The sequence below is a fragment of the Alloyangia pacifica genome, assembly GCF_900116195.1.
Taxonomy (GTDB): Bacteria; Pseudomonadota; Alphaproteobacteria; order Rhodobacterales; family Rhodobacteraceae; genus Salipiger; species Salipiger pacificus.
In genome coordinates this window covers 42,574-60,361 of record NZ_FOZW01000006.1, presented here as the reverse complement: position 1 = coordinate 60,361, position 17,788 = coordinate 42,574, and the positions used below count along the sequence as shown (strand labels likewise).

13 protein-coding genes are annotated in these 17,788 nt (G+C 67.8%); 9 read left to right on the top strand and 4 right to left on the bottom strand.

The window, feature by feature from the left end; genetic code table 11:
• Window positions 1-3: 3 nt before the first annotated feature.
• The 7 genes from ureC to argC all read left to right on the top strand — a co-directional run bounded on the left by ureC (window position 4) and on the right by argC (window position 6,749).
• Window positions 4-1,752, top strand: coding sequence for an urease subunit alpha (gene ureC, locus BM397_RS13535; protein WP_092425342.1), 1,749 nt, complete (start codon window positions 4-6; stop codon window positions 1,750-1,752).
• Window positions 1,753-2,205: 453 nt separating this feature from the next.
• The gene (locus BM397_RS13530; protein WP_092425344.1) at window positions 2,206-2,424 is read left to right on the top strand and encodes a DUF1127 domain-containing protein; all 219 of its coding nucleotides are present in this window, start codon (window positions 2,206-2,208) and stop codon (window positions 2,422-2,424) included.
• 139 nt (window positions 2,425-2,563) lie between these two features.
• Window positions 2,564-3,151, top strand: coding sequence for an urease accessory protein UreE (gene ureE, locus BM397_RS13525; protein ID WP_092425346.1), 588 nt, complete (start codon window positions 2,564-2,566; stop codon window positions 3,149-3,151).
• Entirely contained in the window at window positions 3,141-3,776 is a 636-nt protein-coding gene (locus BM397_RS13520; RefSeq protein ID WP_092425348.1) for an urease accessory protein UreF, read from the top strand. Before ureE ends, BM397_RS13520 begins: the two co-directional genes overlap by 11 nt.
• Window positions 3,777-3,792: 16 nt before the next feature.
• Entirely contained in the window at window positions 3,793-4,425 is a 633-nt protein-coding gene (ureG, locus tag BM397_RS13515) for an urease accessory protein UreG (protein WP_092425350.1), read from the top strand.
• Window positions 4,422-5,393: a ketopantoate reductase family protein gene (locus BM397_RS13510; protein WP_092425352.1), complete on the top strand. Its 972-nt coding sequence runs from the start codon at window positions 4,422-4,424 to the stop codon at window positions 5,391-5,393. Before ureG ends, BM397_RS13510 begins: the two co-directional genes overlap by 4 nt.
• Before the next feature lie 381 nt (window positions 5,394-5,774).
• On the top strand, window positions 5,775-6,749 hold the full coding sequence (gene argC, locus BM397_RS13505) for an N-acetyl-gamma-glutamyl-phosphate reductase (RefSeq protein ID WP_092425354.1): 975 nt from the start codon (window positions 5,775-5,777) through the stop codon (window positions 6,747-6,749).
• Between the two features lie 182 nt (window positions 6,750-6,931).
• Here argC and BM397_RS13500 read toward each other — a convergent pair whose 3' ends face one another.
• The gene (locus tag BM397_RS13500; protein WP_092425357.1) at window positions 6,932-11,800 is read right to left on the bottom strand and encodes a translocation/assembly module TamB domain-containing protein; all 4,869 of its coding nucleotides are present in this window, start codon (window positions 11,798-11,800) and stop codon (window positions 6,932-6,934) included.
• Complete coding sequence (locus BM397_RS13495; protein ID WP_245696085.1) at window positions 11,797-13,449, bottom strand: autotransporter assembly complex protein TamA; 1,653 nt, start codon at window positions 13,447-13,449, stop codon at window positions 11,797-11,799. Before BM397_RS13495 ends, BM397_RS13500 begins: the two co-directional genes overlap by 4 nt.
• 385 nt (window positions 13,450-13,834) lie before the next feature.
• Here BM397_RS13495 and BM397_RS13490 point away from each other — a divergent pair, with 385 nt between their 5' ends.
• Both BM397_RS13490 and BM397_RS13485 read left to right on the top strand, forming a co-directional pair.
• Window positions 13,835-14,746: an NAD-dependent epimerase/dehydratase family protein gene (locus BM397_RS13490; protein WP_092425362.1), complete on the top strand. Its 912-nt coding sequence runs from the start codon at window positions 13,835-13,837 to the stop codon at window positions 14,744-14,746.
• A 16-nt stretch (window positions 14,747-14,762) separates the two neighbouring features.
• A complete protein-coding gene (locus tag BM397_RS13485; protein ID WP_092425365.1) occupies window positions 14,763-15,326 on the top strand; it encodes a DedA family protein in 564 nt (187 codons plus the stop codon).
• 60 nt (window positions 15,327-15,386) lie between these two features.
• Here BM397_RS13485 and BM397_RS13480 read toward each other — a convergent pair whose 3' ends face one another.
• Entirely contained in the window at window positions 15,387-15,674 is a 288-nt protein-coding gene (locus BM397_RS13480; RefSeq protein ID WP_092425367.1) for an HlyU family transcriptional regulator, read from the bottom strand.
• Window positions 15,675-15,690: 16 nt separating this feature from the next.
• Window positions 15,691-17,688, bottom strand: a complete 1,998-nt coding sequence (gene rpoD, locus BM397_RS13475; RefSeq protein ID WP_092425370.1) for an RNA polymerase sigma factor RpoD — start codon at window positions 17,686-17,688, stop codon at window positions 15,691-15,693.
• Window positions 17,689-17,788 lie beyond the last annotated feature (100 nt).

The following is a 17,788-nucleotide window of genomic DNA, read 5'->3' as shown; positions in this document are numbered from 1 at the left end:
CGAATGCCCGCAACGATTTCCCGCCGCGACTACGCCGCCATGTTCGGCCCCACCACCGGGGACAAGGTGCGGCTTGCAGACACCGACCTGATCATCGAGGTCGAACGCGACCTCACCGCCTCGCGCGCCGGTGCCGCCAGCGGGGGCAACGGCAATCTCTACGGCGAGGAAGTGAAGTTCGGCGGCGGCAAGGTGATCCGTGATGGCATGGGCCAGTCGCAGTACACCCGCGCGCAGGGCGCGGTGGACACGGTGATCACCAACGCGCTGATCGTCGACCACACCGGCATCTACAAGGCGGACGTGGGCCTGAAGGACGGGCGCATCGCGAAGATCGGCAAGGCGGGCAACCCCGACACCCAGCCGGGCGTCGACATCATCGTCGGCCCGGGCACCGAGGTGATCGCGGGCGAGGGGCGCATCCTCACCGCCGGCGGCATGGACAGCCACATCCACTTCATCTGCCCGCAGCAGATCGAGGACGCGCTGCACTCGGGTCTGACCACCATGCTCGGCGGCGGCACCGGCCCGGCGCATGGCACGCTGGCGACGACCTGCACCCCCGGCCCGTGGCACCTTGGCCGGATGATGCAGGCCGCCGATGCCTTCCCAATGAACCTCGCCTTCGCCGGCAAGGGCAACGCCTCGCTGCCTGCCGCGCTGGAAGAGCAGATCAGGGGCGGTGCGTGCTGTCTCAAGCTGCACGAGGACTGGGGCACCACGCCGGCCACCATCGACACCTGCCTGTCGGTCGCCGACGACTGGGACGTGCAGGTGATGATCCACACCGACACTCTGAACGAGAGCGGCTTCGTCGAGAACACCGTCGCGGCGATGAAAGGGCGGACGATCCACGCCTTCCACACCGAGGGGGCGGGCGGTGGCCACGCGCCTGACATCATCAAGATCTGCGGCGAGGAGTTCGTGCTGCCCAGCTCGACCAACCCGACGCGGCCCTATACGCAGAACACGCTCGAGGAACACCTCGACATGCTGATGGTCTGCCACCACCTCGACAAGTCGATCCCCGAGGACGTGGCCTTTGCCGAAAGCCGCATCCGCCGCGAGACCATCGCCGCCGAGGACATCCTGCACGACATGGGCGCCTTCTCGATCATCGCCTCGGACAGCCAGGCCATGGGCCGCGTTGGCGAGGTGATCATCCGAACCTGGCAGACCGCCGACAAGATGAAGAAGCAGCGCGGCAAGCTGGCCGAGGAGCAGGGCGACAACGACAACTTCCGCGTCCGCCGCTACATCGCTAAGTACACGATCAACCCGGCCATCGCCCATGGCATCAGCCAGCACATCGGCTCGATCGAGGAGGGCAAGCGCGCCGATCTGGTGCTGTGGAACCCGGCGTTCTTCGGGGTGAAGCCCGAGATGGTTCTCATGGGGGGCACCATCGTCTGTGCGCAGATGGGCGATCCCAACGCCTCGATCCCGACGCCGCAACCGGTCTACTCCCGCCCGATGTGGGGTGCCTATGGCCGCTCGGTCGAGAACTCGGCGGTGATCTTCGTGTCGGAGGCGGCGCAGGCCGACGGGCTGCGCGATAAGCTCGGCATCGCCAAGCAGACGCTGGCGGTGAAGAACACCCGCGGCATCGGCAAGAAGGATCTGATCCTCAACGACGCGCTGCCGCACGTCGAGGTGAACCCCGAGACCTACGAGGTGCGGGCCAACGGCGAGCTGCTCACCTGCGAGCCGGCCAAGGAACTGCCGATGGCGCAGCGCTACTTCCTCTACTGAGGGCGCGCAGGCCGCCTCTGCGCGGCTCCGAAGATATGACGCCGGTCCGCTCCCACGGGCCGGCGTCTTTGTATTCAGGGGGTGAGTCGCGAAGGGCCGAATCCGGTCGAGCGCTGCAAAAAGCGCAGATCGCGCGCGACGTCCGGCCCTGCCAGATGCGCCCGGAAATTCGGCAGCCTCCCCGCTCATGCATGGCTGACCCCGGCTAAATGCCGTGTCTTGAAGGGATTTTTACGGGAATTGTTCGCAAAGCGCTGCCCATTTGAGCGCCTAATAATTTTGCATCCGATCTGGGTCGGTGCGAGCAACAAAATTATCTGTGATCTTTGCATGGCTGGGGAGCCAGCTATGCAGATGCAGCATTTGTTGTTCCCGGGTGGCTGACCTATCTTGGCTGTCAAGGGAGGAAACCAAAACCGAACGCCAACACCAAACGCTAGGATAGGTTTCCAAATGGCATTTCTGACTGCATCCGCACGCACCGAGCAGGCACCGTTCTTCTCGCGTTTCTTCGCCGCCATCGGCAACGGCCTCGTCGCCATGGGTGAAGCAAACCCGCGTCTGCGCAAAATCGAAGCCCTGCAGCGTCTCTCGGACGAGCAGCTGGCAGAGCGTGGCATCCGTCGCGAAGACATCGCACGTCACGTCTTCCAGGACGTCTTCTACCTCTGAGTTCGCTTGGGGCGCGACAGCGCCGCAGAACTCGGCACATCAAGGCCACGCCCCGGTGATCCCGGCGCGTGGCCTTGCCTTTTCCGGCGGTTGGTCCGAGGGTGCAGGCGCACTTCAGACGACGATCGGAGCCCTTCCCATGACATCTTTGCCCGTGTCCCACGAGATCGCCCGCAAGGGGGCCGCACCCGAGGCGGTGCTGAGCGTGACGCTCAGCTACGAGGACCGCTTCCTGCGCCGCAAGGTGCTGAAGAGCGACCAGGGCGAGAGCTTCCTCGTCGATCTCGCGCATACCGAAAGCTTGGACCAGGGCGACGCCTTCGTGCTGACCGACGGGCGCGCCGTGCGCGTCGAGGCCGCCGCCGAGCCGCTGCTGGCTGTGAGCGGTGATGACCTGCCGCGCCTTGCCTGGCACATCGGCAACCGCCACACCCCCTGCCAGATCGAAGCCGCGCGGCTGCTGATCCAGCGCGACCACGTGATCCGCGACATGCTCGCCCATATCGGCGCGACGGTGGCGGAGGTGCTTGAGCCCTTCACCCCCGAGGGCGGCGCCTATGGCCACGGCCGGACGCATGGCCACGACCATTCGCATTCCCATGGGCCGGAGGAGCACGCGCACAGCCACTCACACGCCCATAGTCATTCCCATGATCACGGGCATAGCCACGACCATACGCACAGCCACAGCCACTCCCACGGTCCCGCGCACACGCATGACCACTGATCCGCTGCTGACGCTGCACCAGCTTTTCTCGCCCTCCTTCCCGGTGGGTGCCTTCGCCTATTCGCACGGGCTGGAAACGTTGGTCCAAGAGGGCCGCGTCACCACCGCGGCGCAGCTGCAGGGCTGGCTCGAGGCGGTGCTGCGCCACGGCGGAGGCTGGAGCGACGCGGTGCTGATGGCGCAGGTGGCGCAAGGGGCTGACGTTGCAGAAATCGCCGAGCTGGCCACCGCGCTCACCCCCTCGGCCGAGCGCCGGCTGGAGACGGTAAAGCAGGGGGAGGCCTTTGCCTCGACCGTGCGTGATCTTTGGCAGGCCGACATCCTGCCCGCCCCCTATCCGGTGGCGGTGGGGCAGGCGGTGCGCGCGCTGGACCTGCCGCTGATCCCTGCGCTGCAACTCTACCTGCAGGCCTTTGCCTCGAACCTCGCCGCCGCGGGCATCCGCCTGATCCCGCTCGGCCAGACCGAGGGGCAGGGCGTTGTCCGGGCGCTCTCGCCGCTTTGCGAGGCCCTCGCGGCGCAGGCAGCGAAAGCGTCGCTCGACGAGATCGGCGGCTTCTCCCCGCTCTCGGACATTGCCAGCCAGCGCCACGAGGCGCTCTATTCCCGTATCTTCCGATCCTGACACCTCTGGAGACCACATGACTTCCCCCAACGGACCCCTCCGCGTCGGCCTCGGCGGCCCCGTGGGCGCCGGCAAGACCACCCTCACCGCGGCGCTCGCCCGCGCCCTGCGCGACCGGCTCTCGATGGCCGTGGTGACCAATGACATCTACACCCGCGAAGACGCCGAGGAGCTGATGCGCCAGCAGATCCTGCCGCTCGACCGCATCAAGGGCGTCGAGACCGGCGGCTGCCCGCATACGGCGATCCGCGAGGATGCCTCGATCAACCTCGCCGCCATCGCCGAGCTGAACGAGGCCTTCCCCGACCTCGACCTGATCCTGATCGAGAGCGGCGGCGACAACCTCTCGGCCACCTTCTCGCCGGAGCTGGCGGATGTGACGATCTACGTGATCGACACCGCCGCGGGCGAAGAGATCCCGCGCAAGGGCGGCCCGGCAATCACCAAGTCGGACATCCTCGTGATCAACAAGACCGACCTCGCGCCCCATGTCGGCGCTTCGCTCGAGGTGATGGAGCGCGACGCCACGCGGATGCGGGCGGGCAAGCCCTTCGTCTTCGCGCAGGTCAAGCACGGCAAGGGCGTCGACGAGATCGTCACCCTGCTGGCGCAGATCGGCGGGCTGCCGCTGGCGGAGGCGGTGGAATGAGCCGCATCGTCATTCTGGGCGTCGGCGCGGTCGGCGGCACCCTTGCCGTCGCGCTGGCCGAGGCCGGCGAAGAGGTGCTCGGCATCGCCCGCGGCGCGCAGCTCGAGGCGATCCGTGCGGGCGGTTTGACGCTGCGCACGCCCGAGGGCACCCGCCACGCCGAGTTTCCCTGCGTGGCCAGCCCGGCCGAGGCGCAGCTGCGCGCGGACGACGTGATCTTCCTGTGCGTGAAGACCCAGCACACCGAGGCGGCGCTGATGCAGCTGCGCGACGCGGGTCTGCAGGACCAGCATGTCTTCTGCTTCCAGAACGGGGTCGAGAACGAGCGCCTGGCACTGCGCTATTTCCCGAACGTGCACGGCGTCACTGTCATGCTGCCCGCCGATTTCGTGCAGCCGGGCGAGGTTGTCTGCTACGGCGCGCCCTGCATCGGCTCCTTCGACATCGGGCGGTTCCCCTCCGGCTTCGATGCAGCCGACAGCGCGCTGGTGGCGCGGCTCGAAGCGGCGGGTTTCCCCTCTGCCACGCGCGCGGCGGTGATGGAGCGCAAGTACGGCAAGCTGCTGATGAACCTCGGCAATATCGTCGGTGCGGCGCTTGGCGAAGAGGTTGATGGCAAGGCGGTCACCGCGGCGCTCAAGGCCGAGGCAGAGGCGGTCATGGCCAAGGCCGGCATCGCCTGGTCGGATCCCGCCGAGGATGACGACAAGCGCGCGGCGCAGCTGCAGATCGTGGAAGTTCCGGGCGTCACGCGGGTCGGCAGCTCGACCGCGCAGAGCCTCGCGCGCGGGGCGGGCTCGGTCGAGACCGATTATCTCAACGGCGAGGTCTCGTTGCTGGGCCGCCTGCACGGCGTGCCGACCCCGGGCAACGACTGGTTCACCGCGCAAGCCGCCCGGCTGGTGCGCGAGGGTGCAGTGCCGGGGGCGGTCACGCTGTCCGAGGTCGAGGCCGCGCTCGGCCTCTGAACGGGCTCAGATTGCCGCAATTGAGCGCCCCGGCTCGCCGGGGCGCTTGTCGTTTTCGGACCCCGGGAGAGCCGTCCCACGGGGTGGCCCCGGTGCCCTGCGCAGCCGATACGAAGCAGCCGCAGTCCAGATTTCTCTTGACCGGGCGTGAGCATGACGACATTTCTCCCAGTCATGCTTGGGAACCCGACCCTCTTCGATCGACGCCGACGCCGCAGTTCCTTGCGGCGGCTCTTCGGGCTGCGCGTCGATCAGCGTCCCCCGGCGCGGTAGCCCACCCGGCTGATACCGCCCGCCGGAGCCTCTCCGACCCGCGTTCCTGAACCCCCGCAGCCCTCGGCTCCGGGGGCTTTTGATTTCTGCACTCTGGAAGGACATACCATGAGCATTCGTACCGGCATTGTCGGCATCAGCGGTTTCGGCGGCGGCGAGGCGCTGCGTCTGATCGCCGGCCACCCATCATTCGAGCTTGTCTACGCCGCGGGCGAGGGCAGCGCGGGCAGCCGCCTTGTCGACCGCTTCCCCGGGGTGCCGCAGGCGCTCGCCGGGCTGGTGATCGAAAAGTGGGACCCCGAAGCGCTGCCCGAGCTGGACCTGCTCTTCGCCTCGCTGCCCACCGGTGCCTCGGCAGAGGCGCTGGCAAAGGTGCCCGAGCGCGTAAAGATCGTCGACATCGGCGGCGACCATCGTTACGCGCCGGGCTGGACCTATGGCCTTGCCGACGTCTGGCCGGAGCAGATCAAGCGCCAGGCCCGGGTTGCCAACCCCGGCTGTTTCCCCGCCGCGACGCTCAACGCGCTGGCGCCGCTGCTGGCGGGCGGGCTGATCGCGCCTGGCAATATCGTCATCGACGCCAAGACCGGCATTTCCGGCGCGGGCCGGGGCGGCGGCGGCAGCTTCGGCTATGCCGAGAGCAACGAGAACCTGCAGCCCTATGGCCTGCTGCAGCACGTCCACATGCCGGAGATGGCGACAACGATCGAGCGGATCGGCGGCGGCAGCGCCGCCGGGCTGGTGTTCACGCCGCACCTCGTGCCGATGACCCGCGGCGTGCTGGTCACCATCTACTGCCGCGGCAGCGCCACCATGAAGCAATGCCTGCAAACGGCGCAGAGCTTCTACGCGGATCGCCCCTTCGTCCGGGTCACCGACCGGCCGCCGCAGACGAAGTGGGCGACCGGCTCGAACCTGTCGTTCGTCAGCTACGCGGCCGATCCGGAGCGCGATCTGGTGATCGCCATGGGCGCGGTGGACAACCTCGGCAAGGGTGCGGCAGGTCACGCGGTGCAGAACGCCAACCTGATTTGCGGGCTGCCGGAAACAACCGGGCTGGAAGGAGCCTCCATCTGGCCGTGACGAGCGAGCATCGCGCCAGCACCTCGCCGAAGACGGGCGGCGGCGTAAAGGAGGCGGCCAAAGGTCTGCCTGCGTGGACCCGGCCCTGCTCTCAACCATCCAGGCGGTTTACGCGCCGTCCGTCGCGACAGAAAAAGGGCCCCGCGAGGGGCCCTTTTTTGGGCTGCGAGCGGCCATGCGCCTCAGTAGTCGTGCTCGTAGTAGAGACCGATGGTGCTGTCGCCCTCCGAGGTCACGCTGCCCTTGGCCTTCAGGCTGGGGGTGATCTTGATGTTGAGGTTCACCGCGCTGTCGCCGCCGGAATCCACCTCGACGTCGGTATAGATGTCCTCGGAGATGTACTTGCCGAGCCGCAGCCCGGCCTCGCCCTCGTCGTTGGTGGTCACGTCGAGGTCATCCAGCCCGAGGTTCTGGCGCAGCCCGTCCACCGCCCCCGAGCCGCGCCCGGCGAGCGTATTCACCGCCGCGGCGATCTGCAGCGCCTGGAAGCCCGAGATCTCGGTGATGTCGCGACCGAAGAGCAGCAGGGCCAGCACCTCTTCCTCCGGGCGCGATGGGTCGGAGCTGAACTCCACGTCGGGTTCGGTGGCGAGCCCGGTGATGCTGACGGTCACCGTGGTGCTCTCGACCTGGCTCGTGGCAGCGATGTCGAGCGTCGGGATGAACCCGCCGGTCAGCGCCATCGAGGCGCGGTCCAGCGTGAGCCGCTGGCCGAGGATGTCGAGCCGGCCCCGGATCAGGTCGAACCGACCCTCGGTGATCACGTCGCTCGAACTGCCGGTGATGCGCAGCGCGCCGCCGAGCTCCATGTCGAGGCCGCGGCCCCGCACGAAGATCTGCTGCGGCGCCCGGATCACCAGGTCGAGCGGCAGCGAATAGGCCGATCCGCCGCTGGACTTCTCTTCGTCGAGCAGCCCGGCACGGATGCGGGTGACCCGAGATCCGAAGGGTTCGGAGACATGGGTCAGCACGAAGCCATGGCTGCCCGGCCCGAGCCCGGTTTCTGGAATGCGGATCTCGGCGTTGTCGATGAGGATCTCGCCGCCGATCGTCGGGCCGGTGAGCAGTGGTCCAGAGATCGATACATTGCCGCCGAGCTGCACCTGGTAGAGCCGCCGGTCCTCGAGCACGAGTTGGTTGAGCGCGATGTTGAGGTCAGCGGGGAAGCTGCCACTCATGCCGATGGTGCCATCGACATTGATCCGCCCGCCTGTGGCCAGCGCGGTCGTGGCGGTCAGCCTGGTCTGCCCGCCGCCGACATTGGCGTTGACGTTGAGCCCGGTGAATTCGAGCCCGGCGGTGGGCACGATCACCCGCGCGCCGTTCACCGTGACGTTGCCCGACAGGGACTCCACCGCCAGCGGACCGTTCAGCCGCAGGTCGATGTTGGCCATGCCCGACATCAGGTTGGGCGAGGCAATCTCGTTCGCGAGCTCGAGCGGCGCGTTGCCGGTGATCGCGAGGTTGGCGCTGCCGAAGTCCTGCGCGATGCTGCCCGAGACCTGCGCCCGCGTGCCGCCGGGGGCGGTGAGGTTGCTCTGAACCTGGTACTGGCTGCCATTCAGCGCCAGCGTGCCCTCTGCGGTGGCCCGGCCCGGAAGCTGCGGCACCAGCAGGCCGAGATCGCGCAGCGCGACGTTATAGGTGATGCTGCTGTCACCGGTGCCATAGGTGCCGCTTGCGGTGGCGGTGATCTCGCGGGTCTGCACCTCGAACTGCTGGATGCTCAACGCGCCGCTGGCATCGCGGCTGACCTGCACCACGGCGCTGCCATCGCCGCCGACCAGCTGGTCGACGGTCGGGATGCCGAGCGCCAGCGCGCGGGTGTCGAGCCGCCCGTCCGCCGAGAGGCTGCCGTCCGCGAGATTGTAGCCGACGGTGCCATCGAAGTTGACCCCGCCGGACAGCGGCTGGCCGACCAGCGGCGCGTAGGCGCCGAGCGAGGCCACCGAGGCGCTGCCGTCAAAGCCCACCATGCCGAGCTGGCCGCCGCCGAGCTTCTCGGCGGTGAGACGGCCCTGCGCGCTGGCCTCGCCCGGGCCGGAGCCGGTGAAGTCGAGCTGATAGGCTCCGTCGCTTTCCTGCAGCGTGCCGCGAAGCTGCGCGCCACCGGTCACGCCGGGCTGGATCAGCGACATGTCGGGCAGCGCGATGTCGAAGCTGGCGTCGCTGAGGCCGCTTTGCGCAGAGGGCTCCTTGCCGAGCAGCGCGGCGGTGTAGACATCGCCCTGCGCGGTGACCTGGATCGCCTGGCCGTTCACGTCGAGCTGGCGGATCTGCACCAGGTCGCCGTCATAGGCAACCGAGGCATCCAGATCGACCGTGCCAGTGAGCAGCCCGTCCACCTGCGCGATGCCGGTGCCGAGATCGCGGGTCGTGCCGTCGATCACCGCATCCGCCGCGCCTGACGCCATGTCGTAGGAAACGTCGGCGGTCAGGTTCAGCCCGCCCGCCAGCGGCCTGCCGGCCAGCGGCGCGTAGATCGACAGGTCCGAGGCGGCGACATCGCCGTCGAAGGTCACCATACCGAGGCTGCCGTCGGCCTGCTTCTCGGCGCTGGCCTTGCCGGTGATGCGGACATCGCCGGGAGCAGACGCGTCGAGGTCGAGCAGATAGGCGGTGCCTTCTTCCTGAAGCGTGCCGGTGAAGCGCGCGGGGCCGGTGATTTCCGGCTGGATCAGCGACATGTCGGGCAGCGAGATATCGAAGCTGGCGTTGCTCTGACCCGCGCCGGGGGTGGGGGCGCCGCCGAGCAGCGCGGCGGTGTAGACCTCGCCCTCGGCCGAGACTTGTACCGCCTGTCCGTTCACCGTGAGCTGCCGGATCTGCGCCAGATCGCCGTCATAGGCCACGGAGGCATCGAGATCGACGGTGCCGGTCAGCAGCCCGTCGACCTGCGCGATGCCGGTCTCGACGTTGTTCAGGGTGCCGTCGAGCACGGCGTCGATGGCGCCGCCGTCGAGTGTGTAGGTGACGTCGGTCTGCAGATCGAGGCCGCCCGCCAGCGGTTTGCCTGCCAGCGGTGCGAAGGCCGCGAGGTCCTGCGCCGCGGCATCGCCCTCGAAGCGGATCGTGCCGATGCCGCCATCCTCGAGCTTGCTGGCGGTGAGCAGGCCGTCGAGATCGGTCCCGCCCGGCGCGCTGCCCTCGATGTCGAGCCGGTAGGCCTCGGGGGTCTCGTCGAGCGTGCCGGAGACCTGCACCGCGCCCGAAAGCCCGTCCTGCACCTTCGATACGTCGGGAATGGAGATGTCGAACGTGCCGGTGCTGCCGCCGGTCTGCAGCTTGGCCTCGGCCACGGCCTTCAGGCCGTCGCCCGAGAGATCGAGGCGGCGCAGTTCGGTGCCTTCCTCGTTGCGCACGGCGGAGGCAAAGAGATCGACCTCGCCCTCCAGCAGTCCGTCGGCCTGCGGGATGCCGGTCCTCAGATCCAGCGTGCGGCCCTGCGCGGTGACGTCGAAGCGGCCCGCGACCGGCTCCAGCGTGCCCTTCACGGCAAGGTCGGCATCGCCGCCCAGCTGGCGTCCGGCAAGGCCGGAGAAGCGGGCGATGTCCTCGGCTTTCACCGCAAGGTCGGGCTCGATGACGATGTTGCCGCTGTTGCCGAGCCCCGAGAAGGTCACGTCGCCGGCGAGCGAGAGTCCCGCGCCGCCAAAGTCGATCTGGCGCAGGTAGAGCGGATCGCCCGCCTGCCAGTCGATCTGCATGATGCCCTTCAGCTCCTCGCCGGCCGCATCGGCCATGGAGGCGTCGGCGAAATCGAGGCCGGAGGCGTCGAAGGTGAGCTGCGCCTCGACGCCGCCGGGAAGCGAGGCGCCGGCGCTGCGACGGATGGTGCCGCGCCCGGCGATGTCGGCGCGTTCGATGGACATGTCGGGGCGGTCGATGCCCTCGGCCACGAGATCGAGGGTGAAGGCCTCGCCCTGCGCGGCGTCGAAGTCGACCGTCAGCGTGGCGCTGTCGAGCATGGTCACGTCGCCGGACATGGCAAGCCGCACCGGGCTGCCGTCCTCAGAGGCGATCTTGCCGTCGAGCTGCATCAGCTCGGGCCAGCCGTCGGCGCCGATGCGCGCAGAGCCGGTGAGCGCGACCATGGCGGTCTGCAGATCGAGCGTGTCGAGGTCGAGCGTGCCGTCCGCGCCCTGCAGGCCCGAGACCTGAAGGCTCTGTTCGGGGCCGAAGAATTCGCGGTGTTCCTCGGGCAGCAATGGGCGCAGATCGCCCGAGAAGTCGGCAGTAAACTGGCGCCCGGCTTCGGAACTGCCCTGCAGCGTGACCTGACCGCCGAGCCGTTCCTCGCCGTCGGTGGCGAGTTGCAGGTCGGCGGTGAAGTCGTCGAGCACGCCGTCGCCCTGCACGGTCAGCGCCAGCGAGGGCGCGCCGGGCAGGCCGAGCTTGCTGCCGACGATGCCGCCGCTCTCTTCCTCCAGCGACACATCGATGGTCAGCGCGCCGCTCTCGTTGGCGTAGCTGCCGGCAAGCGTCAGCGAATCCTGCGGCCCGTCGAGGCGGTTCACCGATACATCGGCCTCGCCCTCGCCATCGGCGAGCCGGGCCGAGCCCTGCACTTCGAGCGCGATGTCCTCGCCCATCAGCGGGGCACCCAGCTCGACGCGGGCAATGTTCAGCGCGCCGACCTCGACCGAAACCGGCAGGTCGGGCAGGGCGAAATCGCCCGAGGCTTCGGGCGCAGGGGCTTCCCCCTCGGTGATCGGGGCACGGGAGATGGCCAGTCGCTCGGCGCTCAGCTCGTTGACCACGAGCTGGCCGCGCAGCAGTGCGGTGCGGCGCCAGTTCAGCGTGGCGTTCTCAAGCTCCAGCCAGACGCCCTCGGAATCGGAAATGGTCATGCGCTCCAGCGTCGCCTCGGAGCTCAGCGCACCGCGAAAGCCGACGATGCGCACATCGCGCCCCGCGCCCGAGAGGGAATCCTCGATCAGCCGTTCAAGAAAGCCGCCGCCGTCCTCGTCCTCTTCCTGCGCGAGGGCAGGAGGGGCCGCCAGAATGAGCGGCAAGAGCAGCAGAGTGAGAAATCGCTTGAGAAGGGTCAAAACGCCTGTCCTATCCCGAGGTAAATCTGAACGCCGTCGCCGGTGTCGCCGCCGACGGGCATGGCGACGTCGAAGCGCAGCGGGCCGATGCCCGTCTTGTAGCGCACGCCGAGGCCCGCGCCGCCGTGCCATTCGCCGTCGTCGCCGCCGGGGGTGCTGTCGCGGCCGACGTAGCCCGCGTCATAGAAGAGCACCGCGCCGAGGCTCTCGCCGATGTCCTGACGGAACTCGGCCGAGAGGCCGGCGAAGCTGCGGCCGCCGATGGTGTCGCCGTCGCCGACATCGATGGCCAGCGACTGGTAGGGCTGGCCGCGGACGGTCCCGGCGCCACCCGAGTAAAACAGGTAGTCCGGCGGGGTCTCGTTGATGTCGGGGCCGATAACCGAGCCCAGCATGACGCGTCCGGCGAGCACCGAGCGTTCGCGTTCGCCAAGCGCGAGGTAGCCGCGGAAATCGCCGTAGAGCCGCGCGCCGTTGGGATCGTCTCGCAGGTTCAGGAAGGGAGTGGCCTCGGTCAGGATGTAGAAGCCGTGGCGCGGGTCGAACTCGTTGTCGCGGCGGTCGTATTCGGCCTTCATCGGCAGGGTCAGCAGCTCGAAGGTCCGGTCACCGAGGTCATCGGAGGTTTCGGAGTAGAGGTAGCCGACGCCGATCTCGGTGTAGAGGTGCTCGGTGAGCTGGCGGCTGATGCCGAGCGTCAGCTCGATGCTGTCGAGGTCGTAGTTCGGCTCCTGCAGGTGCTGCAGCTCGGTCTCGAAGTAGCCATCGGTTTCCGGGCCGATGACCGCGGGCACGTCTAGCCGCCCGGTGAGCGTATAGTCGAGCGTGTCGGCCTGGTCGGTGATGTCGGTGATCGAGGCATCGAAGCGCAGTCGCTCGGCCCCGCCGAGGATGTTGCGGTGCAGCCAGTAGCCGGTCAGTGACAGGCCCTCGAGCGAGCTGATCTCGGCGCCCGCCCCGATGCGCCGCGGCTTGGAGTCGACGACCTCCAGCGTGTAGTCGAGCGTGCCGTCGGGGTTAGGCACGTCCTTCTCGCGCAGGGTCACGGTGGCGAAGGCCCCGGTGCGGGTCAGCCGGTCCACCGCGTCGTTGACTTCCTGCGGGTCGTAGATCTCGCCGGTGGGCAGGCCGGCGATGCGTCGCCGCGCGCTGCCGCGCACCTCGCTCCTGCCGACGTTGAGCAGGCGACCGAAGCGCAGCCGCGGGCCGGTGGTCACGCCGAGATCGACATCGACATTGCGGTTCGTGTGGTTGGCGGTCACATCCTCGCGCGTCAGCTCGGCCTTGGGGTAGCCGACGTTGCGCCAGCCGTCGACCGCCGCTTGGGCGGCACTTGTGATGGTGCTGGCGCGGGCGCGGTCTCGCCGCTTGAAATCCGCCGGCAGGTCGGTGCCGGGGGCGAGCGGCGCGACATTGGTGCGTCCGAAGCGGAAGCTGGGCCCGCGCTTGACCAGCACGTCAACCCGATTCACCTGCTGCGGCGTGGTCAGCAGCGGGATGTCCGCCGCTTCGCGCCCGTCGATGCGGATCGACACCTCGGGCCCGTAGTAGCCGTTGGCATAGAGCGTCTCGACAATGATTCCATAGTCCTGCAGCGCCGCTGCGAGCACGTCCGGCCCCTCGGTCTTGCCGTCGGTCTTGGTCCTCACAAGCGCTGAAAAGCTCGTGATCTGATCCTGGATATCCTGGTCGAGTTCCGGAAATGCGAAGCTGAGCGTTTCAAAGGCCGATGCCGGCAGGGCGGCGAGGCTCAGGGCGAGGCTCAGGGAAATCAAAGAGTGCCGAGGGCGCAATGAACTGTCCTTTCTCGAAACCATGCGGGCACCTTAACGCAGCGGAACACGGGCGGCTAGGCGCAGCGGCAATAAGGTCAGCGTTCCGCGTGATTTAGCGCGCCTTCGTGAAGCGGCTATGGCAGGCTGCGAAAGTGGGCATCTCAGGGCTCGCCGCGATGCCGTTTCGCCGCATTCGGCAGGGGCGGTGGGCGTCCATCCCGGAGGCATAAAATCCGCTTGGAAAGGGGCAGGAAAGACCATGGCGACGCAGACCTACGTGACCGGATGCGCCGGCATTCTCGGCTTCGAGATCCTGCGGCATCTGAATGGGGCGGGTCACGCGGTCACCGGCATCTCGCGCAGCGCGCTGCCCGACGGTACCCCGGCCCTGCCACATGTGCGGGTCAGCGACGCGCTGCACCCGGGGTGGCTGGCACCGGGCGACGCGGGCGCGACCATCGTGCATTGCGCCGGCCTGTCGGATGCGCGCCGCCGCTTCGGCTCGGTGGCCGCGCTCATGCAGGAGGTCACCGCGCCGCAGACGGAGTTTGTCGAGGCGCTTGTGGCACGCGGCTGGCGCGGGCATTTCGTCTACCTCTCGACGGCGGCAGTTTACGGTGACACCGACGAGCTGCCGATCTCGGAGACCCGCGAGCCGCAGCCCAAGGGCTACTACGCGCTGCACAAGCTTGAGGTGGAGAACGCGCTGTTGCTGCTCGCGGCGCAGCACGGCTTCCGGCTGTCCATCCTGCGGCTGGGCAACCCCTATGGCACCGCAATGCCGCGTCGCGAGCGCGGTGTAATGCGGCTGCTGCTGGATGCGCTGGCCAGCGGCGCGCCCTTCACCGTCTACGGCAGCGGCGAGACCTCGCGCGACTACCTGCACATGGACGACTTCTGCGATGCCGTCGAGCGGGTGGTTCGCACACCGCTTCCGGGACCGGTGACGCGGCTGAACCTCGGCGCGGGGGAGGGCTGTTCTCTCACCGCGCTGATCGCGCGGCTGGAGGCGGCGACGGGCCGGCAGCTCAATCTCGTCAGCGAGGCCTCGGCGCTGGAGGTCAAATCGAGCGTGCTCGACATTTCGCGCGCCCGCCGGGTGCTGGACTGGGCACCGCAGGTCTCGCTCGATGACGGTCTGGCACGCATGGTCGCGGACTACGGGATATGAGTAGGGCGGGGCGCAGATGATCGATGCGCTGATTGCCAAGTACGGGCTGATCGTCGTCTTCCTCGGTTGCGCCCTGGAGGGTGACACCGTGGCGATCACCTCGGGGCTTCTGGCGCATCACCAGCTGCTGCCGCTCTGGCCCACCCTGGCGGCCGCCTGGGCCGGGGGCTGGAGCGCCGACGTCGGAATCTTCCTGCTGGCGCGGGGCTACCGGGATCATCCGCGGGTGCTGCGCATCCTCGGCCATCCCGTGTCGCAGGGCATGGCGCGGAAGTTTCTCGGGCGGCCGGCGCTGCTGGCCGCGGTGTTCCGCTTCCTGCCCGGAATGCGGACGGTGACGCCTGTACTGCTGGCCACGAGCGCGCGCCTGCGGTTGGCGCTCTACCTGCCGGTCACCTGCCTGTCGGCGCTGGTCTGGGCCGTGGTGATGGTGGTGATCGGCCATGGCATCGGCACGCTGGTGCACCGCATCTGGGGGCACGTCGATCGCACCGAGCTGCTGCTGGCCCTGCCGGTGTTGCTGGTCGCGCTGTTCCTCGGCCACCGTCTGTGGCGAATGCGGCGGGACCTGGAGCGCTAGGGTCGCAAAGAAAAACGCCGCCCCGGGGGGCGGCGTTCTCCATCTCGAAATCAAGGACCTTCAGCCGAAGAGCCGAGCGCCTTGTTCATCGATCATCTGCTTGGCCTTGCGCAGCGACGCCTCCACGGCTTCGCCGTGATCGCGGATGACATCGGCCCGGATCAGCTCGTGCACCTTGGTCTCGCCGTTCACCTCGCCCTCGATGCGGGCGGCGATGCGGAACTGACCGTCCGCGGGCTGCGGTTCGGGGAAGATGCGGAAGCCATTGTACTCGATGGCTTCCACCTGCGGCTGGGCCTTGGCGGTGTCGGAGCTTCCGCCACCGAAGAGGCGCGACCAGAAGGACATGGACGTTCCTCCGCGATTACTGGTCGAGGAAGGAGCGCAGTTTGCGCGACCGCGACGGGTGCTTGAGCTTGCGCAGCGCCTTCGCCTCGATCTGACGGATCCGCTCGCGCGTCACCGAGAACTGCTGGCCGACCTCTTCCAGCGTGTGGTCGGTGTTCATGCCGATGCCGAAACGCATCCGCAGAACCCGTTCCTCACGCGGGGTGAGCGAGGAGAGCACGCGGGTGGTGGTCTCCTTGAGGTTCTCCTGGATCGCGCTGTCGAGCGGCAGGATGGCGTTCTTGTCCTCGATGAAATCGCCGAGCTGCGAATCCTCCTCGTCGCCGATCGGCGTTTCGAGCGAGATCGGCTCCTTGGCGATCTTCATCACCTTGCGGACCTTCTCGAGCGGCATCTGCAGCTTTTCCGCCAGTTCTTCCGGGGTCGGCTCGCGGCCGATCTCGTGCAGCATCTGGCGTCCGGTGCGGACCAGCTTGTTGATCGTCTCGATCATGTGTACCGGGATACGGATGGTGCGCGCCTGGTCGGCGATCGAGCGGGTGATCGCCTGGCGGATCCACCACGTCGCGTAGGTCGAGAACTTGTAGCCGCGGCGATACTCGAACTTGTCCACGGCCTTCATCAGGCCGATGTTGCCTTCCTGGATGAGGTCGAGGAACTGCAAGCCGCGGTTCGTGTACTTCTTGGCGATGGAGATCACGAGGCGCAGGTTGGCCTCGACCATTTCCTTCTTCGCCTGACGGGCTTCTTTCTCGCCCTTCTGCACCTGCTGGACGATGCGGCGGAATTCGCTGATGTCGAGGCCGACGTACTGGCCGACCTGCGCCATGTCGGCGCGCAGCTCTTCGGCCTTGTCCGAGAAGCGCTCGATGAACATCTGCCAGCCGCGGCCGTCCTTGGCCGCCATGTGGTCCATCCAGTTCGGATCGAGCTCGCGGCCACGGTACTCGTCGATGAACTCACGGCGGTTGATGCGGGCCTGGTCGGCCAGCTTCACCATCGAGCTGTCGATCGACATGATGCGCTTGTTGATGCCGTAGAGCTGGTCGATCAGCGCCTCGATCCGGTTGTTGTGCAGGTGAAGCCCGTTCACCAGCACGACGATTTCCGAACGCACGCGCTGGTACTGGGCCTCGTCTGCAGCCGAGAAGGAGCCGTCCTCGTTCAGCGTGGCGCTGATCCGGGCGTCCTGCATCTCCGAGAGGGTCTCGTAGTCGGCGGCGATCACGTCGAGGGTTTCGAGCACCCGCGGTTTCAGCGCGGTCTCCATCGCGGCCAGCGACATGTTGGCCTGATCGTCGTCCTCGTCGTCGTCGTCGCTGCGGATCGGGTTGCCGTCGGCGTCGAGCTCGGGCTCGTTGCTCTTGGACTTCTGGGCCGTGCTCTCGCCGCTTTCCGCGCCGACGACCGGCTCGTCGAGCTCGCCGTCCTCGTCAAGCTGGTTGCCGAAGGTGGCTTCGAGGTCGATCACGTCGCGCAGCAGGATTTCTTCGCTGAGAAGTTCCTCGCGCCAGATGGTGATCGCCTGGAAGGTCAGCGGGCTCTCGCAGAGGCCCGCGATCATCGTGTTGCGGCCGGCCTCGATGCGCTTGGCGATGGCGATCTCGCCCTCGCGCGACAGCAGTTCCACCGAGCCCATCTCGCGCAGATACATGCGCACCGGGTCATCTGTGCGGTCGAGCTTCTCCGCGCCGCCGGAAGACACGGCGACGTCGCGGCCGCGCGAGGCGTCCACGAGATCGGTCGAGCCCTTGTTCTTGTCGTCGCCGTCCTCGGACTCCTCGTCCTCTTCGGTGACCTGGATGCCCATTTCGGACAGCATCGACATCACGTCTTCGATCTGGTCCGAGCTGACCTGATCGGGGGGCAGAACCTGGTTCAGCTGATCATAGGTGATAAAGCCACGCTCACGCGCCTCGGCGATCATCTTCTTGACCGCGGCCTGGCTCATGTCGAGGCTGTGAGCGTCGTCCTGAGTTTCCGGCTTGGCGTCGTCGTTGTCTTTGGCTGCCATGAAGTGCTCCGTCAAAGGGAGGGGCCGGTTCTGGCCGGCACTCGCGCAAGTGAAGTGATTCGATTTTGCGAATCATGGGGGGAATCGTTTGATTCGGCCA

Bases quoted from the DNA above. Each gene is read 5' to 3' on its own strand.
- ureC (WP_092425342.1), top strand. From the start codon at position 4: ATGCCCGCAACGATTTCCCGCCGCGACTACGCCGCCATGTTCGGCCCC.
- BM397_RS13530 (WP_092425344.1), top strand. From the start codon at position 2,206: ATGGCATTTCTGACTGCATCCGCACGCACCGAGCAGGCACCGTTCTTC.
- ureE (WP_092425346.1), top strand. From the start codon at position 2,564: ATGACATCTTTGCCCGTGTCCCACGAGATCGCCCGCAAGGGGGCCGCA.
- BM397_RS13520 (WP_092425348.1), top strand. From the start codon at position 3,141: ATGACCACTGATCCGCTGCTGACGCTGCACCAGCTTTTCTCGCCCTCC.
- ureG (WP_092425350.1), top strand. From the start codon at position 3,793: ATGACTTCCCCCAACGGACCCCTCCGCGTCGGCCTCGGCGGCCCCGTG.
- BM397_RS13510 (WP_092425352.1), top strand. From the start codon at position 4,422: ATGAGCCGCATCGTCATTCTGGGCGTCGGCGCGGTCGGCGGCACCCTT.
- argC (WP_092425354.1), top strand. From the start codon at position 5,775: ATGAGCATTCGTACCGGCATTGTCGGCATCAGCGGTTTCGGCGGCGGC.
- BM397_RS13490 (WP_092425362.1), top strand. From the start codon at position 13,835: ATGGCGACGCAGACCTACGTGACCGGATGCGCCGGCATTCTCGGCTTC.
- BM397_RS13485 (WP_092425365.1), top strand. From the start codon at position 14,763: ATGATCGATGCGCTGATTGCCAAGTACGGGCTGATCGTCGTCTTCCTC.
- BM397_RS13480 (WP_092425367.1), bottom strand. From the start codon at position 15,674: ATGTCCTTCTGGTCGCGCCTCTTCGGTGGCGGAAGCTCCGACACCGCC.
- rpoD (WP_092425370.1), bottom strand. From the start codon at position 17,688: ATGGCAGCCAAAGACAACGACGACGCCAAGCCGGAAACTCAGGACGAC.